This window comes from Methanomassiliicoccus sp. (genome assembly GCA_033485155.1).
In the GTDB taxonomy this organism is placed as follows: Archaea; Thermoplasmatota; Thermoplasmata; order Methanomassiliicoccales; family Methanomassiliicoccaceae; genus UBA6.
The window spans coordinates 150,159-176,191 of the sequence record JAWQJJ010000004.1 but is presented as its reverse complement, the minus strand read 5'-3'; the positions used below and the strand labels follow the sequence as shown (position 1 = coordinate 176,191).

Below are 26,033 nucleotides of genomic sequence, written 5' to 3'. Positions count from 1 at the left end.
ACACCCCTACGCCCGTCCTTGGCTTAATGGTGATCGGCGCGGAGCAGGCGGGCATTGATCGCCACCACGATGGTCGATATGCTCATCAGGGCCGCCCCCGCGGCCGGGGTGAGCACCACCCCCTGTGAGGCCAAAATGCCGGCGGCCAGCGGTATGGCTACGGCATTGTACCCGGTGGCGTAGACGAGGTTCTGCACCATCTTGGAGTAGGTCCGGCGGGAGAGGGTGATCACCCGGGGCACGTCCCGGGGATCGCTGCGTACCAGTATGATGTCCGCCGAACCTACCGCCACGTCCGTCCCCGCGCCGATGGCGACCCCGATGTCCGCCGCCACGAGAGCGGGGGCGTCGTTCACCCCGTCCCCGACCATTGCCACCACGTGCTCGCGCCGCATCTCCCGTACGGCCGCAGCCTTGCCGGCCGGGGGCACGGAGGCTCGGTAGCCGTCCATCCCCAGCTCGCCGGCCACCGCCTCCGCCACCTCGGGGCTGTCCCCGGTTATCATCACCGACCGGACCCCTCTTCGCTTTAGCTCGGCCACCGCCTCCCGGGACTCGGGGCGCACGCGGTCGGCCAGGGCGAAGGCTGCCAGCGCCCTGCTCCCCGCGGCAAGGAGGACGACCGTTCGCCCGCCCCGAGAAAGGGCAGCGATGTCCGGGATGTCATTGGTCACGCCGAACTCCCTCAACGCCGAGGGGGACAGCATCATGCGCTCGGCACCGTCGACGACCGCCCTCGCCCCCCTCCCGGGAATGGCCTTGAAGTCCTTGACCGCCTTGTCTGCGAGCCCCCGTTCTCTGGCCGAGGCCACGATGCCTCGGGCGATGGCGTGCTCCGAACCGGACTCCACCGCTGCGGCAACGCTGAGCGCCTCGTCCTCGCTCATGCCTGGAGAGGGTGCGATCTCCAACACCCTGAAGTTGCCCTCGGTGAGCGTTCCGGTCTTGTCGAAGACCACGGTGTCCACGTTCCTCGCGCGCTCGAAGGCATTCCTCTCCCGGACCAGAAAGCCAGAACGGGCCGCTAGGACTGTGGATGTCGCTACCACCAGAGGGATCGCCAGGCCCAGAGCGTGGGGGCAGCATATGACCATGACCGTCACCGCGCGCTCGACGGCGAAGCCCCCGCCCTCGCCGACCGCCAACCAGGCGGCCAGGGTGAGCGCGCCGCTAGTGAGGGCGACGACAGTGAGGATGAGCGCGGCCCGATCAGCGAGGTCCTGGCTCCGGGAGCGGCTCTCCTGGGCCCGACGGACGAGGTCGATGACCTGGCTGAGGTAGGCGTCAGCCCCGGTGCGGGTGACCCTGACTCTCAGGGCCCCCTCGCCGTTAAGGGCCCCGCCGATGACCTCGTCCCCCGGCCCCTTGGCCATCGGGCGGGATTCCCCGGTCAGCAGCGATTCGTTCACGTCGCTTTCGCCCTCTATCACCTCACCGTCGGCGGGGATCTTAGAGCCGGGGCGTACGATGACGATGTCGTCCGGCCTGAGGTCTCCGGCACTGATCCTCACCTCCCTGCCATCCCGGACGACCTCGGCATCCGCCGGGAGCACCCGCGCCAGCTCCTCCAGGGCCTTCGACGCGCCCTGCACCGAGCGCATCTCCAGGTAGTGGCCGAGCAGCATGATGTCGATCAGGGTGGCCAGCTCCCAGAAGAACACCGCTCCGCCGAGGAAAAGCACGGAGGCGGCGGAGTAGAGGTACGCCACGCTGATGGCCAGCCCGATGAGGGTCATCATCCCCGGGAGACGGTCCCTCAGCTCCCGCACCAGGCCAGTAAGGAAGGGCCACCCTCCGTAGGCGAACACTACTGTCGACAGCACGAGCAGGGCGGGTCCCTCGAACGGCAGGTCCAAGGTCGCACCGAACAAATGCTGCACCTCCGGAGTGAGGGCAAGGATAGGTACGGTGAGAACGGCGCACACAATGAACCGCCGCAGCATGTTCCTGGCCATTTCCCCGTGCCCCCGAGGCACCATGACGCCTTTGCCGTGGTCGTTGCCCGGTGGGCCTCCTTGACCATGACCGCCATGATGATCCATGGATCATCGATTGCACCGGGTGGCCGATGAACCTATCTCTGCCCGGGCAGGGAAAGGCGGGGGTGCTCAAGCTGATCGACCGCTTCCTGGTCTTCTATGTGCATTATCACCGGGACGAACATGGAGCCCAAGGCGGTGATTATCATGACCGCGCCTCCGACCAAGAACCATGCCTGGATGCCGACGCTCTCGGAGATCGGGCCAGCCAGCAAGAGGCCCACAGGGCTCATGGCCGCCACCCCGCTGCCCAGGAGCGCGAGCACCCGGCCCTGGAGGCCAGCGGGGACCCCGCGCTGCATGATCGCCACGATGGTCCCGTTGATCACCGGGAGGGAGAGGCCGATCAGCAGGCAGCCCAGGATCGCCAGGAGGTAGCCATCGGGAGGAAGCAGACCGATCAGGGCGACCCCCACACCACATGTCCCGGTGGCCGCCATGCAGGTGACGATCTTCCTCGAGGTCCCGCCCCAGACGCCAAGGGTGATACCCCCGACGATCATTCCCAGACCGGCAACGGACTCCAGGGCGGCATATTCGATCGCTCCCCCGCCAAAGTGCTTAAGGGCGAGCAGGGATAGAAGGGAGAACGCGGGATTGATGAGAAAGTTGATGAGCATGAAGATGACGATCAGCCAGACCGCCCCCTGCCATGCCCGGATGTAACTGAGGGCCTCTCTGAGGTCGGTCACGACCGATACGTTGACCTTTTCGGCGGCACGGTGAACCTCAGGGATGCTGACGACGGCCACCGCGAGAATGGCGATGGTGGCGGTGATGACGTCGAAGGAGAGCACGGCCCACATCGGGAGGAAGGCGATGAGCACGGCTCCCAGGGGAGGAGCGGCGATGGAGGCAACCCCCCGTATGGCCTCGTTGAGGCCGTTGACCCGGGCCAGGTAGGCCTTAGGCACCATGAGGGAGGTGGAGGCCTGCATGGCCGGCCAGTGAAACCCGGAAAAGATGGACCGGAGCAGGAGCACGGCCATGATCTGGACGATGTCCACGGTGCCCAGGGCGAACGAGAGCATAAGCAGGACGGTGACCGCGGCGATCATACCATCGGCGGCGATCATCACCTTCTTGCGACTCCAACGGTCCACGTAGGCGCCGGCGAAGGGCGTGATCACCACCTGGGGCAAGATACCCATGACCGAGGCCAGGGTGAGCACGATGGCCGAGCCGGTCTCCACCGTTAACCACCACACCAGGGCGAACTGGACCAGCTGGCTGCCGATCAGGGAGAACGCCTGACCGGTCCACACGGTGAAGAACCTTCTGGCCCAGCTGTCCCCGGCGTCCATGGCTCCCGCTCCTGCTACTGGTTCTCCGTCCGCTTCCCTCGACCCTGCGTCCCACGGCCCGGGAACAAGGGGCCGAGGCCCCCGCTCATACCTTCCCGCCGCACTCCGAACAGAACCTGGCCCCGGGCGGGTTCTGAGCACCGCACTGGGAGCACTTGGGCATTCCCATCGGCGCTCCGCAGTTATTGCAGAACTTACCCTGGCCCGCCGGCTTTCCGCACTTCGGGCACATGGCCTGGCGCTGGTCGATCTCGCCGGTGAACACCTGGGTCTGCTCGGCCTTCTGGACGATGTCCTTCTTCATCTTGTCGGCCCGGGCCGCGGCCACCTCCACCGACTCCAGCGGAGCATCATCCACGCACAGCGAGGCTTCCTCGTTCCAGTCGTTGTCGCACACCCACTTCTGGCAGCGCGGGCAGCGGTGGAAGTGCCCCTTGGCCTCATTCTGGGCCTCCTCGAAAGCGACTTCGTGCTCCTTGTGCCACGCAGGCGACTGGCCCTCGAACTTGGAGCTCATGATGTCGCTGCCGGCATTGCCGGCGGTGGATATCCGGTAGTTGCCGGCGAGCGACCCCGCGGCGTTGGCGAGCCTCCCGATGTTGTCGAAGAACCCTTTCTTTTTATAGGTCTTCGAGGCGATGAACCTGGTCTTGTATCCTTCACCGCACTTGTCGCAGAAGAAGGTGAAGGTGAATCCGGCATCCGTGCTGTCGTCCGAGTAGTTGTCGTTGAACGCTATCATATTGCTCATTTCTTACCCCCCGAGATCGGTTTTCCGCATTTGGAACAGATTGGTCCTAGAGGAGGCTGCTCGAAGCCGCACTTCCTCTGCTGGCATTTCACCATGAGCCTGGCCCCGCACTGCTGGCAGTGGTCACCGAAGAAGGTGTCCTTACCACAGGCGGGACAGCTGACGGTCAATGACTGGCCGCAATGAGCGCATCCCTTCCACCCCTCCTTTATCGGCGATCGGCACTTCGGGCATCGGATCTCGTCTACCGGGTTCCACTTCCCGCATATCGGGCAGGAGTTGGAATCGGGCGGCACCAGCTCTCCGCAATAGCGGCATGGCTTCATGTAGCCTGGCATGCTCCTCTCTCCTCCTGCAATAAAATGCCACAATAATAAATGAATTTTCTCATATTCCTCAGTCCTCCTCTGCTTCGTCCTGGGCTGAGGTCCACCTTGCGCTCCCCTTGGCCGACGCGTTGAAGGCCAGCAGTTCGTTGACCTTGGCGGTCCACTCCTCCTGGGAGGTGTGGGACACCCGGCCGATGAACCGGTCCCGCAGGTCCCTCAGCGAGGGCAGGAGGACCACGGAGAAACGGTACCTGGCCCATTGGGGGGCGATAAGGTCCTCGTCCTTCAGGTAGATGGGCTGCCGGCGGAAGTTGATCTCCTGCAGGCCAGCGGTGATCGCGTCCATCGCCGCCTCGGCCTCCTCCCTTCTCGCCCCGTCGTCCAAGCTCGGATAGCGGTCACGGGAAGAGACGCGGAAGAAGTAGGTGGCCCTACCTCCCGAGGGGCCGGTGGTCGCCTCCATGGCCACCGCGTTGCCCTCATTGCCCAGCAGGGGCACCATGAACCAGACGTAGTCCTCCTCCGAGGCCACCAGAGAGCGCTTGATACCGATGCGGACCATGTCCCCCTTGCCCAGCGAGGTTAGATGGTCATACTCCCCGCCCATCCCTGCGAAGCGGAGGCGAGCCTCCAGGGCGGCGAAGAGCTGGGGGTCCAGGCCCTCGAGGTCGAACCGCCTTGCCGCCCTGCCCTCCTTGAGGAGGCGGGAGGCGGCCATGAGAGTCTGCCCAGGAGCGCTGGGGTAGAGTCCTTTGATCAACGCCTGGACGTTCGCCTCCAGCTCGGCCATGGCCTCGGATATTCCTTTCCACAGGGGGTCCAGCTCCCGACCCAGCATTCCCACGCCCAGCTGCTCCCCGCTCTCCATCTCGATCCGGAGTACATAGTCGCGGGCCTCGATGCCCCGAATGTCGCCGTACCGCACCCGGGTCAAGGGACCTCGCACGGGCATGAGGACCAGGGCAGTGTCGTAGAGACGAATTTCAACCGGCCCTTCCGCGCCTCGGAAGGGGCCGCGAAGCTCACCCTTGACCCCCTGCTTGCGGAGCTTCTCTCCCATCAGCAGGTCCTTCATGATCAGCTCGTTGCGAACTCGGTGCACCTCTCGGACGGTATCCTCATAGCGATGACCAAGCATGGACAGTTCCAGCTTGGAACCGTCAAACTTGGTCAGCAGGACCTTGAAACCGGTCGCCTCTATGCCGGTGAGGTCCCGCAGGGAGATGCTCCTTGCCCCTCCCTGTCCCGGCCTCACCACCAGGGCCTCCTCCTCCACCGAGACCTTGCACTCACCTTGTGTCACCGTTCCCGGGGGATCGGTGAGTACGAACCTAGCCGCTGCTTCCACGTGAATGGAATCGGCGGGTCGGGAATAACCGTTTCGGTTGGCCGGGAAGGCTATCAGGCCCAATAATGACGGGGGCCGAACGTGGAATGCCAGCAGTCGGAGATTTCTAAAATTTTAAATTGATAATTATATCTTGAATATTTTAATAGTCATTATCATGCTCATCGCCTCAACCTCTCAGAAGGGATTTGACAATGGCACTGGATACAGCGATAATAAGTGTAGTGGCAGCAATAATCCAGCTGATAGTCGGCCTCGCTCTGGCCATGGGCTCGGTGTACATCGGCCTGAGGATGTTCGACCGGCTCACCAAGGGCATCGACGAATGGAAGGAGATACTGAGGGGCAACGTGGCGGTCGGCATCCTCATGGCTGCAGTCATATTCTCCATCGCCAACGTCGTGCAGAGCGGGGTGGGCTCGTTGCTCGCCAACCTGGGGTCGGCGCAGGGCATGGACAACATGCTCATCGCCCTGGGTCTCGGATTGGTTAACCTGGCCATCGGCCTGCTGGCTGCCGTGTTCGCCATCTGGGTGGCCATCAGGGTCCTCGACCGCATCACCAAGGACGTCGACGAGATGGCCGAGCTAAAGAAGGGCAACGTGGCCGTCGCGGTCATCATGGCCGGCGTCCTGCTCGCCGTATCCTTCGTCATCGGCGCCGCGGTCTCTGGCATCTCCAATGCCCTGAGCCCCGCGAACCTCGGCTTGTGAACCCCTTCCCCCTCCTCATTTTTTTCTCCAACCTCGCCATTCACCGCGCGGACTGGCGACGTTCCAGTCCCTCCCTGGCCTGACCCTGGACGGCATCCAGATGCCCGGGGAATCGCTCTTATATCAGTTCCCTGATTACAGGCGGGAATGACCATGGTTGACGCGAAGGCTATCGAGAAGGCCAAGGAGCACTTCGGCAAGATCCTGGAGGAGCAGCTCAGAAGGATCGAGATCATGAAGTCCGGACAGGACTGGGTAGACTACTCCGCACTGAGGACCATCAAGATCGGCATATGCGGCGGGGATGGCATCGGCCCGTATATCTCCGAGTCCTCCAGAATGGTCATGGAGGCCATGTTGAAGGATGAGATCGAGAGCGGCAAGGTCGAGATCCGGACCATCGAGGGGCTCACCATCGAGAACCGCGTCAAGGTCATGAAGGCCATCCCCGACGATGTGTTGGCCGAGATCAAGGAATGCCATGTGGTGCTCAAGGGACCCACCACCACCCCCAAAAAGGGAGACCCGTGGCCCAACATCGAGAGCGCCAACGTGGCTATGAGGCGGGAGCTGGACCTCTTCGCCAACGTCCGTCCGGTCAAGGTCCCCGAGATCGGCGTAGACTGGATGTTCTTCAGGGAGAACACCGAGGGCAGCTATGTCCTCGGTAGCAAGGGCGTCAACGTCACCGACGACTTGGGCATCGACTTCTGCGTCGCCACCTCCCAGGGCAGCGAACGGATCATGCGGCTGGGCTTCGACTACGCAGCCAAGAACGGCATCAACAAGGTCAGCGTCGTCACCAAGGCCAATGTGGTCAAGACCACTGACGGCAAGTTCCTGGCGACCGCGGAGCAGGTGGCCAAAGACTACCCGCAGGTGAAGTGGGACGACTGGTTCATCGACATCATGACCGCCAAGCTCATCGACCCCTACCGCCGGAAGGACTTCCGGGTCATCATCCTCCCCAACCTGTACGGCGACATCCTGACCGATGAGGCCGCCCAGATCCAGGGAGGCGTAGGCACCGCGGGCAGCGCCAACATCGGGAAGCGGTACGCGATGTTCGAGGCCATTCATGGCTCCGCGCCACGCATGGTGGACGAGGGCCGCGCCCAGTACGCCGACCCGTCCTCCATGATAAAGGCCGCGGCCATGCTCATGAACCATATCGGGTTCGTGGAAAAGGCCCGCAGGCTGGAGATGGCGCTGGAGATCTGCACCCAGTATGAGAAGCGCAAGGTCATGACCGGGCGGTCGAACGGCGCCACCGGTGAGGAATTCGCCCAGTATGTCCTCGAGACGGTCAACGACCCCGCCCTGTTAACGAAGTGGCAGGCCTACCAGAAGAAGGAATGAAGGCGTGGACGCCACCGGGCTGATCATCGGCCTGCTCGACCTTCTCGTCGGGCTCCTGCTCTTCGCCGTCGCCGTCCCCCTGATCAGGGGCAAGGTGGGCATGAACCACTGGTACGGGGTCAGGGTCCGGCAGTCCTTCGAGTCGGAGGAGAAATGGTACAAGATAAACCGCTATGGTGGGCGCCAACTCATGATCTGGGGCCTCATCATCGCGGCCATGGGGGCGGTGGGGGCGTTCGTCGATATGGATGAACGAACGGAGATGCTGTTGCTCTTCGCCCTGGTACCGCTCCTCGTCTTCGTCCCTGCGGTCCGCTCGGTCCTCTACGCCAGGAAGGCCTAGGGGCCGGCGAGGCCTTTATTTAGCCCTATGCCCGATGACCTTTCGAAGTGGGGTTCGTTATGCTTGGCGGGAGAGTAAAGCTGTCGGCGGCGGTCATATTGGTCATCGTCATCGTCGTCGCCGGCATCTCCCTGCCTCTCCTGCTCATCGATTTTCGGACGGTGTCGATCAACGAGGTCGATGCGGTGCCCTCCAACGGTTCCGGTCGGCTGGACCTCAAGGTCAAGGCCACGGTCGGGGAGCTGGCGATCGTATTCATGCCCCTCGACGGGGACGCGGTGAGGGTGGAGTCAAACGTCCAGGGGCAGTCCAACCTGTTCGGTAAGGCGTCGCCCCTGCGGGTGGATGTCAACTCGACCAACTCCACTGGCCCGCTGGGCACCGTCCAGTCGGTGAACGTTACCCTCAACACCTATGCTCCGTGGCCCAACTATGCGCTGAAAGAGGTTGGCTTCACCATCGCCATCGACGAGAACCTGCGCACCCGCCTCAACCTGAGCGTGATCACGGGTGGTATATCCCTGGCTACCGCTCGGGGCGTGGTCATCGAGGGGTTGGAGATCAACTCCACGGCCAAGGGCGCCGTCATATCCTTCGAAAACGGAACGGTCCTGGCCGGGGATGTGCGGATCAAGACAGCCACTGGGGGATCGGTCCTGTCATGGAACGACGTCGAAGTATTGGGCTCCCGCAACCTCAACATCATGGAATCGTCCGGTCCCATCGTCGCCCGGTTCGATCAATCGGCGCCCATGAACGGCACCGTCAACATGAAGGTCGCTGACACCGTGGGAGAGGTCCGGTTGGGTTTCTTCCTCGACGGCCAGGTGTCGGCGAAGGTGACCTGCGGGTGGGACCTCGGGACGCCGCAGGCGGTGAACCTGGGCGGGTTCGACGGGACCCCCGCGAACTTCCAATCGCACAATTATCCGAGCGAGGATCGTTTCCGGGTACAGGTCAACCAGACCCTCGGCAACATCCACCTGGACGGAAGTTGGACGGGATAGGTCGGACTCGGGATCACTTCTCCTCCAGAGGAATGGAGTAGTAGCCGTCGGTAGATAGCGTTCTCCCCTGATCCAGAGGATCAGGGCCGGGGGGATGACCTTTGCGGGCATAGGGGTCGAGCCTCCTGCCGGTGACCATAAATACCACCCGGTCGCCGATGTTGCAGGCATGGTCGGCGATACGCTCCAGGTACCTGGCGATGAGGATGAAGTGTGTGCCCGTGGTGATGTTGCGGGGGTCTTCGATCATATAGGTAAGAGACTCTCGGAAAATGGTGTTCCACAGCGAGTCGACCTCGTCATCGCGCGTGAACAGCTCCCGAGCGGCCTTATCGTCGAGGGTGACGAACGAATTGATAGAATCGGCGACCATTGCCGTCGCCAGATCGGCCATCAGCGGAATGGTCATGATGCGTCGGAAGCTCTTGTCGGGATCATGGTGGTCGGACAGCTCGGCGATGTCCCGGCCGTACCGGCCGATGCGGTTGAGGTCGGTGATGATCTTCAGGCAGGTGGTCACCGTCCTCAGGTCGGAAGCGACCGGCTGATACAGCGCGATCAGCTCCACGCAATGCCTTTCGATGATCATCTCCTGGCTGTAGATCTCGTGATCCAGGCCGATCACCTCGTTCTTAAGCTCCACGTCGCTGGTCAAGAAGGACTGGACTCCCTTCTTCACCATATCCTTGGCCAGGTCCCCCATCCTGAGGACCTCGTTGTGCAGCAGCTCAAGCTGCTCGTTGTAATGCGCTCTCGGTGTCATCATCCCATCCTCCCGGTGATATACTGCTCGGTAAGCTCCTTCTCCGGCTTCTCGAACATCTGGTGAGTGTCGCCGTACTCGATCAGCTCCCCTAGGTAGAAAAAGGCCGTCGAATCGGCCACCCTGGCCGCTTGCTGCATGTTATGCGTCACAATGACCACGGTGAAGTCCTTCTTGAGGTCGATCAACAGGTCCTCGATCTTGGAGGTGGCTATGGGGTCCAGCGCGGAGCATGGCTCGTCGAACAGGATGATCTCCGGCTCAATGGCCATCGTTCGCGCGATGCACAGTCTCTGCTGCTGACCCCCAGACAGTGCATAGGCGCTCTTGCCCAGCCGGTCCTTGACCTCCTCCCACAGCGCCGCCCGGCGGAGGGACCTCTCGACTACCGCGTCCAGGGCCTTCTTATCCTTGATTCCGTGGATGCGGGGGGCGAAGGCTATGTTCTCGTAGATGGACTTGGGGAAGGGATTCGGCTTCTGGAAGACCATTCCGATATGCTTGCGGATGTCCACGACGTCGACGGAGGGATCATAGATGTTCGTTCCTCCCACCAGAACCTCCCCCTCGACCTTGGCCACCGGGATCAGGTCGTTCATACGGTTCAGGCACCGTATGAACGTGGATTTGCCACATCCAGACGGGCCGATGATGGCGGTGATCTTCTTCTCCGCGATCCTCATGTTCACGCTCTTCAGCGCATGATGCTTGTCGAAATGGACGTTAAGGTCCTTGACCTCGATATCAGACATTTTTTACCACCTGTATTTCTTCCTGTAATTATTCCTGAGGATTATCGCCACCAGGTTCATTCCCACTATGATGAGGATCAGCACCAGAGCAGCGGCATAGGCCATGGGGATGGCCGCACTGCGGTCGGACGTCTGGGTCATCAGATAGATGTAATAGGGCAGAGCCTGGAACTTAGAGAACAGGCCATCGGGTATGGAGGCGTTGACCGCCACTCCGGTCAGAAGGAGAGGCGCAGTCTCTCCCGCGGCCCGGGATAGGGACAGGATCGTTCCCGTCAGGATCCCTGATGCGGAATAGGGCAAGATGTGATGGATGATGGTCTGGAACTTGGTCGCTCCCAGGGCCACCGACGCCTCGTATATCGACGAGGGGACGGCCTCGACGGCCTCCTTCGTCGACACCATGATGATGGGGAGGACCAGCAAGCTCAGGGTTATGCCCGCGGCGATCAGACTAAGCCCGAAGTTCAGGTAGTACACCAGCAGAGCGACCCCCAGCAGACCCCATACTATGGAGGGAACGCCGGCCAGGTTGTTGATCACCAGCCACCATATCCTGGACAGTTTGGAATCACCCCAATACTCGACCAGGAAGATGGAGCCCAGCACGCCGATGGGTATGGCGATGATGAGAACGAGCATCATCAGCATGATGGTGCCAACGATGGGGCTAAGGATGCCTCCGTTGACCATCGCCCCATGGCGATTGGGGGCCGGGTCTTGGGTGAAGAGGTCGATGCTCAGCATGCCCGCGCCGTTGACCACCACATAGCCCAGGATGACCACCAGCATCAGCACGACGATGATGGCGCAACCCCGCAGGAGGTTGAAGATTATCCTCTCTTTCAGCCTACGGTTCAATTGTATGCCTCCTTGTAACGGGCCAGGACGAAGTCCGCGAGCAGATTGATTGAGAACGTGATGACGAACAGCAGGAGGCCCACTGCGAACAGGGAGTAATACTGCATGGAGCCAGCCACGGATTCCGGCACATCGATGGCCAAAGCAGCGGTTATCGGCCGCACCGAGTCAAGGATGCTTATCGTGAACTGGGTGGCGCTGCCGGTGGCCATGATCACAGCCATGGTCTCCCCCACCGCCCTGCCCACTGACAGGACGACCGCTGCGACAATTCCAGGCAAGGAGGCGGGGATGACGACCATCCTAATGGTCTCCCATTTGGTAGCTCCCAAGGCCAGCGAGGCCTCCCTCAGGCTGCCGGGGACGGAGTTCATGGCCTCCTCGGCCACCGACACCAGGATGGGGATCATCATCACCGACAGGATCAGCGCTCCGTTCAGGGCGTTGAGCCTGGCCACGGGGTGGAAGATGTCGAAGATCCAGTTGGAGAGCACGAGGGCCGCGAACAGCCCGTACACGACCGAGGGGACCCCGGCCAGGACCTCGATGACCGGCTTGAGGATGCGCTTGACCTTCGGATCGGCGATCTCAGAAAGGTATACCGTGCATCCGATGCCGATGGGTATGGCGATGATGGCAGCGACCAGGCTGACCAGAATCGTTCCCATGAGCAGGGGAAGCACGCCGTACAGCGGATAATCGGAGAACGGCGACCACACCTTCCCGGTCAGGAACGCCCATAGGTCGTTGGCCTGGAAGAACGGTATGGCGTTGCCTAGCAGAAAGATGAACACTAGCCCTAGCGTTATCAGTGAGACGAACGCACAGGCGAACAGGAGGGCCCTGGCCCCATTTTCCCTGAGGGCGTCCACGCTCAATTTTGATTTCTTTTTTTTAAAGGCCATTTATGCAGCTTCCTATGTGATCGTGAGATGAGTGATGAATGGGAAATTTTGAAGGGGTTTGGAAAGGGATTTTTCGCTTCCTGGCAACTCACTTGGCAGTGGCCAGCTGGTTCTGCATCGCGGTCAGGTCGGAGGACTGCAGCTCGTAGAAGCCGGCCTCGTTGACCAGCCCCTGGCCCTTGGTCCCCAGGACGAAACTGATCCACTTGTACTGGGAGCTGTCCTTCGCGGGCACACCGTCGGTGTACAGGTACAGGAACCTGGAGAGCGGGTAACCAGCAGAGGAGTTAACGCTACCAGCGTATACAGCGTCCTGGTTCAGCGGAGAGTAAGCGGTCCCGCCGGTGCTCTTGGAGACGCTCACGATGTTCAGCTGACCGCTGGCTTCCTTGGCGTAGCCGACACCGACATAACCGATCCCACCGACGTTGTTCTCGACCTCGGGAAGGATGAGGGCGTTGGTGTTGAACTGCTGCATGGACGACGAGTAATTGTCGGTCCCCAGCACCATGTCCTTGAACGAAGCGTAGCTTCCGGAAGCGCTGTCACGACCGTAGAGGACGATGGCCTGATCGTTCCCACCTACCTGGTTCCAGTTGGTGATGGTCCCGTTGTAGATGCCCTTCAGCTGGTCGATGCTCAGCGAGGTCACGGGGTTGTTCTTGTTGGTGATGATGGCGATCCCATCGACGGCCACCTTCCACTCGGTGACAGTGATGTTATTGGCCGAAGCCTGGTCCTTCTCGGACTGCTTCATGGCCCGGGAGCACTGGGCGATATCTGCCTTGCCCTGGATGAAATTGGTGATGCCAGTGCCGGAACCGGGAGTGTCTATGGTGACCTTGATCCCCGTTTCGTTCTTGAACTCGGTAGCCCACAGGGCTGCAACCTCAGCCATGGTCGTGGAGCCGCTCTCGCTGATCCCCTCAGAATTGCTGCTCCCTTTGTTGGTCAATAGCACAGCGCCCAAAGCCGCCACGATGATGACCACGACCACGCTGATCACGATGATCGTTTTCTTTTCCATGTGAATCCTCTCTCTAGGCTGGGCCTAGGGCATCTCCCTCGGAAGGGAACACCAGTAGATGGTCCATTCACGCTCGTCTGATACGAGCTAACCTTGCTTGTCATGCCCTTACCTTGCCTCTATTCGGCCGAGCATGGAGGACGACTATGTAGGTTGGCTAAGTAGAATATAGATATACATGTTCTAACATATTCGTACATAGTCTCTATATTCAATACATTCAAAAAGTATTTGCAGGGTATAATATGGTCAGCAAGAGCGTGGAATCACGGAAGGTGCAGAAGACCGGCCTATCTACGATAACGGTCTCTCTGCCAAAGGATTGGGTGGCATCAAACAATCTGAAGGCAGGGGATCAGGTCAATCTGGAGGTGATGGCCGATGGATCGCTGAGCGTCGATCCCAAGGAGCGCAAGAAGCGGGAGCCAGTACGGAAGATCGTCATGGTGGAGAAGGACGATACTCCCGAGCATCTCAGCAGGAAGCTCATCGGCGCCTACCTCGCCGGCTTCAACATAATCGAGGTTCGATCAAAGGAGCGCATGGACCTTGACACCAAGCATGCGGTGAAGGACTTCGCTAGGCTGGTCATCGGCCCGGAGGTCATCGAGGAGACCGCGAACACACTGGTCATGCACGACCTGTCCGACCCCGTGGAGCTACCGCAGAAGAAATGCGTGCGCAGGATGCACCTCATCGTCGATTCGATGCACCGTGACGCCATCACCGCATTCATCGAGGGCGACGGCAGCTTGGCCAGGGACGTCATCGACCGAGACCAGGACGTAGATCGCCTATATTGGATGACTGTCAAGCAGTTCAATCTCATCCAGGCGGACCGCAGCCTTGCCGAGCGCATCGGTGTGGATATCTACGAATCGATGAGCCTGATGCTCGTTGCCCGCATGATGGAGCGTATCGGCGATCATGCGGAAAAGATCGCCCGGCATGCCCTCGAAGTGGAAAACAAGAAGGAGTGCGAGCGAGAGCTGGGGAAAATGGCTGCGCTGAGCAAGGATGCCTTGGATACGTTGAGGGAGTCGATCGAGTGTTACTTCCTGCGGGAGATCAACGCGTCCAACGCGACCATCGATCGCGCCGAAGGCTTGGTCCGGCAGGCCGAGCAACTGATCCCAGAGCTTCAGGGCCTCCCGGGCAAGGGGGCGGCCACCAAGACCTCGGTCCTCGACAGCGTCGTCCGAACGATGATGTACTCCACCGACATCGCTGAGCTGGCCATAAACGAAGCAATGCGCGAGAGATGAAAAAGCAGGAAGGGGTTTGGCGCGGCTTACTCTTCGTCAAGAGCGAAGCCGTTGTGCTTCTTGAGATGCTCCGCCAGACCGCCGTCGGATAGGATCTTCATCATAACCGGCGGAAGGGGCTTCGCTTCCAGCATGATGCCCTTGGTGACGTTCTTCACCATTCCGGCGGCGATGTCGACCTCAAGGACGTCCCCCTCCTCGATCTGGGAGGTGTCCACCTCGACCACCGGCAAACCGACGTTTATGCAGTTGCGGTAGAATATGCGGGCGAATGACTTCGCCACCACCGCGCCGATGCCGGCGGCCTTGAGCACCAGGGGCGCCTGCTCGCGCGAGGACCCGGCGCCGAGGTTCTCCCCCGCCACCACGAAGTCGCCCTTCTCGATCTCATCATAGAACCCTGGCCGGATGTCCTCCATGACGTGCTTGGCCAGCTCGTTCATATCCAGGGTCTTGAACTTGTACTTGCCCGATATGACGTAATCGGTGTTGAGGTTGTCCCCGAAGGTATGGGCCTTCCCGCTCATCTTGGTCATTTCTGCACCTCCCTGACGTCGGCGATGTGGCCCAGCATGGCGGAATAGGCCGCAGTGGCCGGGCTGCTCAGGTAGATCTCGGCCTTGGTGTTGCCCATGCGGCCCTTGAAGTTGCGGTTGGCGGTCGAGAGCACGACCTCTTCGTTGGAGGGGACGCCGTTGCAGGTGCCCACGCAGGGCCCGCAGGACGGGGCGATGACGGTGGCGCCGGCACGCACCAGGCGGTCGATGTAGCCCTCACGCATGGCGTCCAACAGGACGTTCCTGGAGGAGGGGGCGACGATGAGGCGGAGATTGCGGGCGATCTTCTTCCCCGCCAGGATCTCCGACGCGATCTTCAGGTCTTCCAACCGGCCGTTGGTGCAGGTACCGATGAACACCTGATCCAGTTCGGTGCCGGCGACCTGGTCGACGTCGACGACGTTGTCGACCTGGTGGGGCTTGGCGATCTGGGGTGGTAGGTCGGAGAGGTCCTCCCTGACGACCCGGTCGTAGATGGCTGAACCGGAGGCCTCCACGCCCTTGAAGGGGGCGTTGGTCCTCTGCCGGACGTAGTCACGGACGCGGCCGTCGCAGGCCATGAGGCCGACCTTGGCGCCAACCTCAACGACCATGTTGGAGATGGTCATCCTGGCGTCCACGGACATGGCGTCGATGACCGAACCGTAGATCTCCAGTGCCTTGTAGGTCGCTCCGCGGGCGGTCAGGGTCTTGCACATGTGAAGGATGACGTCCTTGGAGTAGGTGCCCGCCGGCAGGGTGCCGTCGTACACGAACTTGATCGTGTTGGGCACCCGGAACCAGATGTGCCCGGTGACCAGAGCCGCGGCGAGGTCCGTGGACCCCACGCCAGTGGCGAAGACGTTCAACGCACCGTAGGTGCAGGTGTGCGAATCGCCGCCGATGACGACGTTTCCTGGAAGCACATGGCCGTGCTCGGGGAGCAACTGGTGGCATACGCCCTCCCCGACGTCGTAGATCAGGGAGCCCTGCTTCTCGGCGAAGTCCCGCATCTCCTTGTGGATGTTGGAGACGGACTCCATGGGCGACGGCGAGTTGTGATCGATCACGATGGCGTACTTCTTGGGGTTGGCGATACGCTCCGCCTCCATCTGCTTGAACGCCTTGATCGTCAGACCAGTGGTCCCATCCTGGGACATCATGAAGTCCACCGGGACGATGCAGATATCACCGGCGTGGACCTCCTTTCCAGCATGCGCTGATAGTATCTTCTCGGAAATAGTACCCATCTTAGTTCACCTTGTTCATGGGAGTCGGGCTCGCCCCCTCCCGGTAATCCTGGTATATGTACAGCAGCTCGTTCTCGGATAGCGAGCGCTTGAGCGAGACCGAGGTGGCCCTCACGATCTCCAGGATCGCGGCGGCCGAGGCGTCGTCGAGCTCGATGCCCCTCGCTGCCAGTATCTGCTTTATGGTGCTCCTCCCGGAGTGCTTACCGACGATGATCTTGCGGGACATGCCCACCTCCTCGGGAGAGTACGGTTCGTAGTTGGAGAGGAACTTCATGACACCATCGGTGTGAATGCCGGCCTCGTGAGCGAAGCAGTTCTGCCCCACGATGGGCTTCCACGCCGGGATCTCCCTGCTGCTCGCCCTGGCCACGTACTCGGCGATCTCCCGCAGCCGCTTGGTGTCGATGCCGGTGTCGATGTTCAGCAGATGCTTGGAGGCCATGACGACCTCCTCCAGCGGGGAGTTCCCGGTGCGTTCCCCGATCCCCATCACCGTGGTGCTGAGGAAGGTTGCCCCGGCCTGCACCCCGGCGATGGCGTTGGCGGTGGCCATGCCGAAATCGTTGTGGGTGTGCATCTCTATCGGGATATGAACGTTATCGATGATGCGCTTGATGGCATCGTACATCCCCGAAGGAGTCATGATGCCCAGGGTGTCGCAGTACCTGACCCGGTCCGCCCCGGCATCCTTGGCCGACTTGGCGAACTGCAACATGAAGTCGGGATCGGCACGGGAGGCGTCCTCGGCGTTGACTGATATGTATAGGCCGTGGGCCTTGGCATATTCCACCGACTCGACGATGCGCTCCAGTACCCATTCGCGGGATTTCATGAGCTTGTGCTCGATGTGGATGTCCGATGAGGACATGGAAATGGCAACGGAGTCGACATCACAGTCGATGCTGTTGGAGATGTCCTCCTTGGAAGCCCGATTCCATCCCAGTATGGAGGCGTTCAGTCCCAGGTGGGCTATGCGCTTGATGGCGGCCTTCTCGTCGCCGCCCATCGCCGGGATCCCCGCCTCGATTTGCTGGACACCGATCTCGTCCAGCAACTTGGCGATGCGAACCTTCTCCAGGTTGGCGAAGACTATCCCCGCCGCCTGCTCACCGTCCCTGAGGGTGGTGTCGCAGACGATGAGCTTGCTCTTCGCCAGCTTTGCCAAGACCTCCTGCTTGTCCTTCATCATACGTTCACTTTCCTGCCTGTCGTTCCCTGCCCGCCCATTTAGGCCACGCACGCGCAAGGGTATCGCTGCGAGCCCTGACCCGGTATTTATCTGAATCGTTGGTGCGGACGACAACCGCCCATGTACATTGTTCCCTTGGAAACAAGCTCATTCGTCTAACTATATGGGCGCCCCCACCTGATTGTCGGGCCTGGGTCCGGACGCTCTCCTAATAATAGCTATATAAATAACTTTTTCGCCAACAGGTCATGGCCACAGGCCGCTTGGGATTCGGATGCGAATCGCGAACTCGCTCTTGCGACTATCTGGTCACCCTGGTAGCTTGAAGCGCAGCAGCGCGGCGATCCCACCGATCGATTCAAGCTTCTTCCCGGCCTCGAAGCGCTCGCTGATCACCACCACCTTCCCCCGGGAGTTCTCTACCGCGGACATGAGGCCCCCCCAGCGGTTCTGCCGAACGATGCTGTCCAGGATCACCAGGGTCTCCACCGCCCCCATGGACACCGCCCGCTCCACCTCCGCCGGCCCGTAGGCCACCGGCCCACTCGTGGCTATCTCGGTGAGGACATCCTCCACCAACTTGGTCTCCATCGCCGCTCTCGAGCCCTGGACGGCCTCGGTCCCCAGACCGGCCTTCATGAGCTCGTGGACGCCAGCCATACCGGCCTGGCCAGTGTGATAGATGTGCGCCTCTTTGAACAGGTCAGGTTCTTTCTCCTTCCCCAATGACAGCAGCGCCTCCTTGGCGAAGCCCGGGCCGAGGATGATCAGCGGCACCCCGGGTTCGGCAGATTGCCTCACCTTCTCCATGACGTCCCCGTAGAAGCTGCGGTCCTCCTTCTGATCGTACATTTTTCCTGACGAGGGAGCGTAGATGCGGGCGACTTCTTGAATGCCGAACTGGCGGGCGAGGGCGATGACCGCCTCATCGTTCTCCAGGGAGACGAATAGGATCTTGGGCTTGCGGGAATCGTCCACCGCCCTCTTGACTCGCTCCAACACCGCCTGGTTCCATACCTCCTTGCGGATGGTGAGCACGTCAGCCTCTCCCAGGTTGAGGGTGTGGTACGAGCCTACGTCCTGGGGGCCCTCGACGATGACCCCATGGATCCGAAGGCGGTTCTCCGACTCCTGGAACTCGATGTCCTCCGTCCGGATACCCAGGACCATGCGCTTCTTCTCCCCCCGTTCCGCCCTCAGCTTGTCAGTCTTGGACTCGTCCCGGCGGTAGGTCACGGAGATCACGATGTCCCCGGGGACGATGATGTTGTAGAGGTGCCACAGGTCGTCGAGCGTCTCGACCTGGACTTTGATCTCCCCGGCCTGACGATCTTGATGGAGGACTCGCATCGCCCTCACCATGCACCACAGATTATAATAGTTGTCCTGCCCAGAATTCTATATAATTATAGGACGATTCTTATTCTCGGGGAATTGGAGATTAAGTGCTCTCGCTGCGGCGCGGACAACCCGCCGACGAACAAGTACTGCGGACAGTGCGGAAAAGCTCTTGTCGAAGAGACCAAGCTCGGCAAAACGATGGGGGCCGTGGGATGGTTCACCATGGCCATCGGGTTGACTTTGCTTATCCTGACGACAGCATATTACATCCTCCTGACGGTGATGAGCTTGTGGGGAATGGGCGAAGGTATGTACCATTTCATCTTCCCTATAAGCTATCCAGTCTCAGGCCAGGGATTCCAGTGGCCCGGTCTGGCCATCGGGGTGCCATTGGGAATGCTGGGAATCGTTATTTGTGCGTGGCCCCGCCTTCACGTTCCTGGCTCTTCGGGCAAGGGGATCAGGGGGCTCATGCTCATTGGAAGCGCCCTTGTGCTCGCCGGAGCGATCTTCGGTGCCATGCCACAGATATTCTATAGCATGTATGGAGGCGAAAACTCCTGGATAGCACGGGGATTGTACTCAACAAATTACCAAACATTGATGCTGGCCGGGTTCACGATCATCCTGGCCGGCACGGTGTGGGCGGCGTGGAAGGGCCGACGATGGGGTCTGCCGTCGACGGCGATAGTCACTGACGGCACTGCGGACGAGGGGAACGGAGCACATCCCTGACCACGTTCGATGGGGCGAGAAATCTGCTCTTGAATATGTCCAGATGCCGACATATCGGCGCTCGCTCTGTCCAACCGCAAATGCCAAACCTTAAGTACAACACTCCTATTCTTCAAAATCTCGATGGTAAAACAGTGCCACCTCATCCTTGAAAACGGGACAATCGCTGAGGGCACTGGCTTTGGTTCTGAAAGGACGGTGTACGGCGAGGTCGTGTTCACCACCGGCATGTGCGGTTACCAAGAGAGCTTGACCGACCCTTCCTACAAAGGCCAGATTCTTATCATGTCCCATCCGATCATCGGTAATTACGGTATCAACGACAAGTTCTCGGAGTCTCCCTCCGTACAGGTGACCGGGTATGTGGTGAGGGAAGCTTGCTCCTCCCCTTCCGCCATGTATGGTCATGAGGGCTTGGGTAACTTCCTGGAGAGGAACGGTGTCCCTGGTATCGCCGAACTGGACACCCGCTCGCTCATCATTGGCATCCGGGAGAAGGGCGTGCTCAAGGGCGCGATCTCCTTCGACGAGGACCCCCAGGAGGTGCTGGAAAAGGTGAGGAGGATGCCTTACCCTTCCGACTCGAACCTGGTGGCCGAGGCGAGCACCAAGAGGATAATCCGCTACGAGAAGGAAGGGGCCAAGAAGATCGGCCTCATCGACTGCGGAGTAAAGGCCAACATCGTCCGCGAGCTGCGCAAGCGGTTCAGCGTGGTGCAGGTGCCCTACGATACTCCGGCCTCGGTGCTCAGGGACGAGGAGATCGATGGGCTGTTCCTATCCAACGGGCCGGGGGACCCTGGTCACCCCGATCTCAGGAACACGACCATCCGGACCATTAGGGAGCTGAAGGAGGAGCTGCCGATCATGGGCATCTGCATGGGCAATCAATTGCTGGCCCTGGCCTTCGGTGGACAAACATACAAGATGAAGTTCGGCCACCGGGGGGTCAACCAGCCAGTGAAGTACAACGGCCGGGTGTATATCACCTCCCAGAACCACGGATATGTGGTCGACCCGCTGTCCATCGAGGGCAGCGGCCTGGAGGTCGATCAACTCAACGTCAACGACGGGACGGTGGACGGGATGAGACACCGCGAGCTGCCTATCTTCTCGGTGCAGTATCACCCCGAAGCCTCGGCCGGGCCCAAGGACACCACCTTCCTATTCGACGACTACGTCAAGATGCTGGAGGCTAAGCGATGAGACGATCCGATCTGAAGAAGATCATGGTCATCGGGTCCGGCCCCATCGTCATAGGCCAGGCCGCGGAGTTCGATTTCTCCGGAACCCAGGCGTGCCGCTCGCTTCGTGAGGAGGGGTACACCACCGTGCTGGTGAACTCCAACCCGGCGACCATCCAGACGGACATTGAGACGGCGGACGTGGTGTACGTGGAGCCGCTCAACGCAGAAACGGTGGCGCGCATCGCCGAGAAGGAGAGGGTCGACGGGATACTCTCCGGCATGGGCGGGCAGACCGCCCTCAACATCTGCTCCGAGCTGGCGGAGAATGGTACCCTGGACCGCCTGGGGATCAAGCTTCTGGGCACCCAGCCCAAGGCCATCGCGATGTCCGAGGACCGCGAGCTGTTCCGGGAGATGATGATCAAGATCGGCGAGCCCATACCGCACAGCAAGACTGTCCACAGCGTCGAGGAGGCCCTGCAGGCAGCCAAGGAGATCGGCAAATATCCCGTCCTCGTGCGCCCGGCGTACACTCTCGGAGGCACAGGGGGAGGCATCGCCTACAACGAGGAGGAGCTGGCCAACATCACCGGGCGGGGGCTCATCTACTCGCGCATCCACCAGGTGCTCATCGAGGAGTCGGTCCTCGGGTGGAAGGAGTTCGAGTACGAGGTCATGAGGGATGCCAAGGACAACTGCATTATCATCTGCAACATGGAGAACCTCGACCCCATGGGCATCCACACCGGAGAGTCAATCGTCATCGCTCCCGCGCAGACTCTCAGCGATGAGGACCATCAGCGGCTGAGGAACGCCACCATCAAGACCATCCGGGCGCTGGAGATCGAGGGCGGGTGCAACATCCAGTTCGCTTTCGACCCGGAGACCAAGGAGTATCGGGTCATCGAGGTGAACCCTCGGGTCTCGCGCTCGTCGGCGCTGGCCTCCAAGGCCACCGGGTATCCCATCGCCAGGGTGGCGGCGAAGATCGCCGTCGGTTATGACCTGGACGAGATTCCCAACCGCATCACTGGCAAGACCTATGCTGCTTTCGAGCCGACCCTCGACTACATCGTCATGAAGATCCCCCGCTGGCCGTTCGACAAGTTCCGCACCGTGGACCGCACCCTGGGGACCCAGATGAAGAGTACCGGGGAGGTCATGGCCATCGGGAGGACCATCGAGGAGGGCTTGCTCAAGGCGATACGCTCCCTGGAGATTGACCAGGAGTATCTAGACCGCGTGAACTGGACCGAGGAGCAGATAAGGAAAGAGCTGTCCACCGCCACGGATCAGAGGCTGTTCGTCATCGCCGAGACCATGAGGCGGGGCATGGAGATCGACGAGATTGCCCGCATCACCAACTGGGATCCTTTCTTTCTATACAAAATAAAGAACATCCTGGACATGGAGGCTTTGCTCAAGAGCGGCTCGAACGTCACCGCGGATACTTTGCGTCGGGCAAAGCGGTTAGGGTTCTCCGACAAGGTCATCGCCGAGCTTACCGGGACTGCCGGGGAGGAGGTACGTCGGAGGCGCAAGGAGGCGGGCATCGTCCCGACCTACAAGATGGTAGACACCTGCGCTGCGGAGTTCAAGGCCGAGACACCATACTTCTATTCGACCTACGAGACGGAGAACGAGGCGCGGGCTTCGGACAACCGGAAGGTCATCATCGTCGGCGGGGGCCCCATTCGGATCGGGCAGGGCATCGAATTCGACTACGCCTGCGTGCACGGAGTCATGGCCCTCCAGGAAGAGGGCGTGGACGCGATCATCATCAACAACAACCCGGAGACTGTGTCCACCGATTACGACATCTCGGACCGCCTGTACTTCGAGCCGCTGACCCTGGAGGATGTCCTTAACGTCATCGAGGACGAGGACGCCGACGGGGTCGTTCTCCAGTTCGGCGGGCAGACCGCGATCAACCTGGCCATGCCGTTGCTGAAGGCGCTGGAAGGTAAGAAGACCAAGGTGCTGGGGACCTCGCCCCTGGACGTGGACGTGGCCGAGGACCGTAAGCTGTTCTCCGCCCTCATGGACCGACTGGGCATCCTTCAGCCGCGCTCGGGCACCGGGCACTCCTTCGAGGAGGTCCGGGCCATCGCCAGCGAGATCGGATATCCGGTGCTGGTGCGCCCGTCGTACGTCATCGGCGGCCGGGCCATGGAAATTGTATACAGCGAGGAGGAGCTCCGCACCTACGTGGCCACGGCGGTCAAGGTGTCCAAGGCCCACCCAATCCTCGTGGACAAGTACCTCTCCCACGCCATCGAGATCGATGTCGACGTCGTCTCCGACGGCACGGACATCTTCATCGGCGGGATCCTCGAGCATATCGAGGAGGCCGGCGTACACTCGGGCGACGCCACCATGAGCATGCCGTCCCAGACGCTTTCCCCCCAGATGGTCTCCAAGATCGTGGATATCTCCACCAAGGTGGCCAAAGGCCTCAACATCCGTGGGCTGATGAACCTGCAGCTGGCAGTGAAAGAGGGCGAAGTATACATGATCGAGGCGAACCCCCGGGCATCAAGGACCGTACCCTTCGTGTCCAAGGCCATCGGCGTGCCCCTGGCCAAGATCGCCACTAAGGTCATGCTCGGCCGGTCGCTCAAGGAGCTGGGATGCGTTGGGGTCGCCCGGTACGACCACGTGGCGGTGAAGGCGTCGGTGTTCCCGTTCCTAAAGCTGCCAGGAGTGGACTCCATCCTAGGGCCGGAGATGCGCTCCACCGGCGAGGTCATGGGGATAGCGCAGACCTTCGATGCGGCATGCTACAAGGCGCTGATATCAGCCGGCCTCAAGCTTCCGGCCTCGGGCGGGGTATACATCACCGTCAGCGATGCAGACAAACCTCACATCCTGGACATCGCCAAGGAGCTGCGGGACATGGGATTCCATATCTACGCCACCAAGGGCACCTCTACCTTCCTGAGGGAGAAGGGGCTGCAGACCACCACGGTGTACACCATATCTCAGAAGATGGCGCCTGATGCCCTGGGCCTGATGCGCAGAGGGGAGATCAACCTCATCGTCAACACCCCCAGCGAGGCTTCGGGGGCCCGTCGCGACGGGTACATGATGCGCCGCCTGGCGGTGGAACTGGAGATCCCGTTCCTCACCACGGTGCAGGCTGCCCAGGCCACGGTGGAAGCGATGAAGCGCGCCCGGCTGGGCCCGCTGGACATCACTGACCTGGCGTCCTATCATCGGTAGACGGTGGCACGGAGGATCGCCATTCGGCGGTCCGGGAGATCCCGGCCGTCACCTCGACCTCTCGACAGCCATGCCCGGGTCGGCCCTTCTGACGGCGGGATGAGCGTCACTGCCCACCACTGCTCTTCTCGAGCCACCGCAATTCCTTCTGACTCCTCTCCTCAGGACGAAGAATCAGCGCGGCGAACAGCATGCTGTAGGCATCTATTACCCCGGCCGGGACCGTGCTCCATCGGATGAATGTGCCAGCGAAGGAGATGGACAAGACGGCCACGGACCCCCATGGCTGAGGTCTCAGGTCTTGGCATCCAGCGGACCAATCTCAATGCAGAAGAATGCTCTTCACGCCCCGGCAGGCCTTGATGCGGGGGATCATCTCCGGAGGCACCTCGCTTCCAGTGATGACGTAGAGCCTGGGCTCGTCGCTCAGCTCGGGGTCGTCGACCAACGCCTGCCTTACGCTGATGCCGGCCTCGGCGATCACACTGGTCACGTCGGCGATTATGCCCGGGACGTGCGCGTCGGTGGGGATGACCTCGATGCAGCTCCAACCCATCACCGGGGCCACATCCTTAAGCATGGCCGTCGGCTGAAGCAGGCAAAACACCTGGCGAAGCTCCTCCTCGGACTCGATGGTCTCCACCGCGGCCCTGACGATCCTCCGGTCGACGTTGATCGCCCGGGCGATGGCCACATCCCCGATCTCCACGTCGCCGCTGTAGACCCGACCTTCCTTGACCCGCAGGCCATTGGTCATCAGCAGCTTGGCCACCTTTCCCTGGGACGGATACCGGCCGAAATATTTCGACAGGGAGTACCACATATGACCAGAGGATTGACCATGGCGATAAAAGGGTTATCCTTCGCACATCGGGCGCCAGAAACAGCCGACCTCCCCGATACCGTAAGAGGATATCACGTTCCAGTACCGTGTGCGGCCTGGCCTGGCGGCAGCGGGAGAAGAAAACGGTATATACATGCTAGATATTGTCTAGCAAGCGAGGCGAACCAATGTCAGGTAAGAGTATCCGCATGGAGCGGATCATAGACAGGAATACCGGCCGGGCAGTGATCGTGCCCGTGGACCATGGCATCTCCATGGGGCCGATCCAAGGGCTAGTGGACATGAAGGCCACCATCGACAAGGTGTCCCAGGGAGGGGCCACCGCCGTCGTCATGCACAAGGGCGTGGTGCCTTATGGCCACCGTTGCTTCGGCCGGGACATCGGGCTCATCCTCCACCTGTCCGCTTCCACTTCGCTGTCCCCGGATCCCAACTCCAAGGTCCTGGTGACCACGGTGGAGGAGGCGATCAAGATGGGAGCGGACGCCGTGTCCATCCATGTCAATATCGGAGCCAGCACCGAGCCGTACATGCTGCGCGATTTTGGCCAGATCGCCAGAGAGTGCAACGAATGGGGCGTGCCCCTCATGGTCATGATCTACCCCCGGGGCAAGGATATCAAGAACGGTTACGACGTGGATCTCATCAAGCAGTGCGCTCGCGCCGGCATGGAGCTGGGAGCGGACGTCATCAAGACTTCCTACACCGGGGACATCGACACCTTCCGGGAGGTCGTCCGCGGAGCGATCATTCCCGTGGTCATCGCCGGAGGGCCGAAGATGGATTCCGACCGGGACCTTCTGCAGATGGTAAAGGACTCGTTGGAGGCGGGGGGCATGGGGGTGAGCATCGGAAGGAACATCTTCCAGCACCGCAATGTAACAGGTATAACCAAGGCGGTGGCGGACATCGTGCTCCGCGACGCCGAGGTGGACGAGGCACTAAAGCAACTGGAGTGAG

At 61.1% G+C, this 26,033-nt stretch carries 25 protein-coding genes; 9 read left to right on the top strand and 16 right to left on the bottom strand.

Going from position 1 to position 26,033, the window contains the following annotated elements:
• Nucleotides 1-23: 23 nt before the first annotated feature.
• The 5 genes from SA339_07900 to SA339_07880 all read right to left on the bottom strand — a co-directional run bounded on the left by SA339_07900 (nt 24) and on the right by SA339_07880 (nt 5,771).
• Nucleotides 24-1,955 (bottom strand): copper-translocating P-type ATPase, encoded by a 1,932-nt coding sequence (locus SA339_07900; GenBank protein MDW5563135.1) that lies wholly within the window; start codon nt 1,953-1,955, stop codon nt 24-26.
• A 119-nt stretch (nt 1,956-2,074) separates the two neighbouring features.
• Nucleotides 2,075-3,343 (bottom strand): MFS transporter, encoded by a 1,269-nt coding sequence (locus SA339_07895; GenBank protein MDW5563134.1) that lies wholly within the window; start codon nt 3,341-3,343, stop codon nt 2,075-2,077.
• Between the two features lie 85 nt (nt 3,344-3,428).
• A complete protein-coding gene (locus SA339_07890; protein ID MDW5563133.1) occupies nt 3,429-4,094 on the bottom strand; it encodes a zinc ribbon domain-containing protein in 666 nt (221 codons plus the stop codon).
• Nucleotides 4,091-4,432 carry a zinc ribbon domain-containing protein gene (locus SA339_07885; protein ID MDW5563132.1) on the bottom strand — a complete coding sequence of 114 codons (342 nt, stop codon included), beginning with the start codon at nt 4,430-4,432 and terminating at the stop codon, nt 4,091-4,093. Before SA339_07885 ends, SA339_07890 begins: the two co-directional genes overlap by 4 nt.
• A gap of 58 nt (nt 4,433-4,490) precedes the next feature.
• Entirely contained in the window at nt 4,491-5,771 is a 1,281-nt protein-coding gene (locus tag SA339_07880; GenBank protein ID MDW5563131.1) for a hypothetical protein, read from the bottom strand.
• A gap of 194 nt (nt 5,772-5,965) precedes the next feature.
• On the opposite strand from SA339_07880, the gene SA339_07875 reads away from it, so the two are divergent.
• The 4 genes from SA339_07875 to SA339_07860 all read left to right on the top strand — a co-directional run bounded on the left by SA339_07875 (nt 5,966) and on the right by SA339_07860 (nt 9,193).
• Nucleotides 5,966-6,484, top strand: a complete 519-nt coding sequence (locus SA339_07875; protein ID MDW5563130.1) for a DUF350 domain-containing protein — start codon at nt 5,966-5,968, stop codon at nt 6,482-6,484.
• Between the two features lie 147 nt (nt 6,485-6,631).
• The gene (locus tag SA339_07870; protein MDW5563129.1) at nt 6,632-7,843 is read left to right on the top strand and encodes an isocitrate/isopropylmalate family dehydrogenase; all 1,212 of its coding nucleotides are present in this window, start codon (nt 6,632-6,634) and stop codon (nt 7,841-7,843) included.
• A gap of 4 nt (nt 7,844-7,847) precedes the next feature.
• Nucleotides 7,848-8,186 (top strand): SdpI family protein, encoded by a 339-nt coding sequence (locus tag SA339_07865; protein MDW5563128.1) that lies wholly within the window; start codon nt 7,848-7,850, stop codon nt 8,184-8,186.
• A 47-nt stretch (nt 8,187-8,233) separates the two neighbouring features.
• Entirely contained in the window at nt 8,234-9,193 is a 960-nt protein-coding gene (locus SA339_07860) for a hypothetical protein (GenBank protein ID MDW5563127.1), read from the top strand.
• Between the two features lie 13 nt (nt 9,194-9,206).
• Here the strand turns inward: SA339_07860 and phoU are convergent, their stop codons facing one another.
• The 5 genes from phoU to SA339_07835 all read right to left on the bottom strand — a co-directional run bounded on the left by phoU (nt 9,207) and on the right by SA339_07835 (nt 13,501).
• The gene (phoU, locus tag SA339_07855) at nt 9,207-9,956 is read right to left on the bottom strand and encodes a phosphate signaling complex protein PhoU (GenBank protein MDW5563126.1); all 750 of its coding nucleotides are present in this window, start codon (nt 9,954-9,956) and stop codon (nt 9,207-9,209) included.
• Nucleotides 9,956-10,708 (bottom strand): phosphate ABC transporter ATP-binding protein PstB, encoded by a 753-nt coding sequence (pstB, locus tag SA339_07850; protein MDW5563125.1) that lies wholly within the window; start codon nt 10,706-10,708, stop codon nt 9,956-9,958. The genes phoU and pstB overlap by 1 nt, the downstream gene beginning before the upstream one ends.
• A gap of 3 nt (nt 10,709-10,711) precedes the next feature.
• Nucleotides 10,712-11,569, bottom strand: a complete 858-nt coding sequence (pstA, locus tag SA339_07845; protein MDW5563124.1) for a phosphate ABC transporter permease PstA — start codon at nt 11,567-11,569, stop codon at nt 10,712-10,714.
• Nucleotides 11,566-12,474: a phosphate ABC transporter permease subunit PstC gene (gene pstC / locus SA339_07840; protein ID MDW5563123.1), complete on the bottom strand. Its 909-nt coding sequence runs from the start codon at nt 12,472-12,474 to the stop codon at nt 11,566-11,568. Before pstC ends, pstA begins: the two co-directional genes overlap by 4 nt.
• A gap of 88 nt (nt 12,475-12,562) precedes the next feature.
• Nucleotides 12,563-13,501 carry a PstS family phosphate ABC transporter substrate-binding protein gene (locus SA339_07835; GenBank protein MDW5563122.1) on the bottom strand — a complete coding sequence of 313 codons (939 nt, stop codon included), beginning with the start codon at nt 13,499-13,501 and terminating at the stop codon, nt 12,563-12,565.
• A 245-nt stretch (nt 13,502-13,746) separates the two neighbouring features.
• On the opposite strand from SA339_07835, the gene SA339_07830 reads away from it, so the two are divergent.
• Nucleotides 13,747-14,766, top strand: a complete 1,020-nt coding sequence (locus tag SA339_07830) for a phosphate uptake regulator PhoU (protein ID MDW5563121.1) — start codon at nt 13,747-13,749, stop codon at nt 14,764-14,766.
• A 26-nt stretch (nt 14,767-14,792) separates the two neighbouring features.
• On the opposite strand, the gene SA339_07825 is transcribed toward SA339_07830, so the two are convergent.
• The 4 genes from SA339_07825 to SA339_07810 form a co-directional block, all read right to left on the bottom strand.
• Entirely contained in the window at nt 14,793-15,302 is a 510-nt protein-coding gene (locus tag SA339_07825) for a 3-isopropylmalate dehydratase small subunit (protein MDW5563120.1), read from the bottom strand.
• A complete protein-coding gene (locus SA339_07820; GenBank protein MDW5563119.1) occupies nt 15,299-16,552 on the bottom strand; it encodes a 3-isopropylmalate dehydratase large subunit in 1,254 nt (417 codons plus the stop codon). Before SA339_07820 ends, SA339_07825 begins: the two co-directional genes overlap by 4 nt.
• Before the next feature lies 1 nt (nt 16,553).
• Nucleotides 16,554-17,795, bottom strand: a complete 1,242-nt coding sequence (gene nifV / locus SA339_07815; GenBank protein MDW5563118.1) for a homocitrate synthase — start codon at nt 17,793-17,795, stop codon at nt 16,554-16,556.
• A 258-nt stretch (nt 17,796-18,053) separates the two neighbouring features.
• A complete protein-coding gene (locus tag SA339_07810; protein ID MDW5563117.1) occupies nt 18,054-19,094 on the bottom strand; it encodes an mRNA surveillance protein pelota in 1,041 nt (346 codons plus the stop codon).
• 84 nt (nt 19,095-19,178) lie between these two features.
• Between SA339_07810 and SA339_07805 the strand changes: the two genes are divergently transcribed.
• From SA339_07805 to carB, 3 genes are all read left to right on the top strand, one after another.
• Entirely contained in the window at nt 19,179-19,820 is a 642-nt protein-coding gene (locus SA339_07805) for a zinc ribbon domain-containing protein (GenBank protein ID MDW5563116.1), read from the top strand.
• A gap of 123 nt (nt 19,821-19,943) precedes the next feature.
• On the top strand, nt 19,944-21,026 hold the full coding sequence (carA, locus tag SA339_07800; protein MDW5563115.1) for a glutamine-hydrolyzing carbamoyl-phosphate synthase small subunit: 1,083 nt from the start codon (nt 19,944-19,946) through the stop codon (nt 21,024-21,026).
• A complete protein-coding gene (gene carB / locus SA339_07795; GenBank protein MDW5563114.1) occupies nt 21,023-24,229 on the top strand; it encodes a carbamoyl-phosphate synthase large subunit in 3,207 nt (1,068 codons plus the stop codon). Before carA ends, carB begins: the two co-directional genes overlap by 4 nt.
• 106 nt (nt 24,230-24,335) lie before the next feature.
• Here carB and SA339_07790 read toward each other — a convergent pair whose 3' ends face one another.
• Together SA339_07790 and SA339_07785 are read right to left on the bottom strand one after the other, a co-directional pair.
• The gene (locus tag SA339_07790; protein MDW5563113.1) at nt 24,336-24,503 is read right to left on the bottom strand and encodes a hypothetical protein; all 168 of its coding nucleotides are present in this window, start codon (nt 24,501-24,503) and stop codon (nt 24,336-24,338) included.
• Nucleotides 24,504-24,551: 48 nt separating this feature from the next.
• Nucleotides 24,552-25,052, bottom strand: coding sequence for an ACT domain-containing protein (locus SA339_07785; GenBank protein ID MDW5563112.1), 501 nt, complete (start codon nt 25,050-25,052; stop codon nt 24,552-24,554).
• A 188-nt stretch (nt 25,053-25,240) separates the two neighbouring features.
• Here SA339_07785 and SA339_07780 point away from each other — a divergent pair, with 188 nt between their 5' ends.
• Nucleotides 25,241-26,032 carry a 2-amino-3,7-dideoxy-D-threo-hept-6-ulosonate synthase gene (locus SA339_07780; protein MDW5563111.1) on the top strand — a complete coding sequence of 264 codons (792 nt, stop codon included), beginning with the start codon at nt 25,241-25,243 and terminating at the stop codon, nt 26,030-26,032.
• Nucleotide 26,033 lies beyond the last annotated feature (1 nt).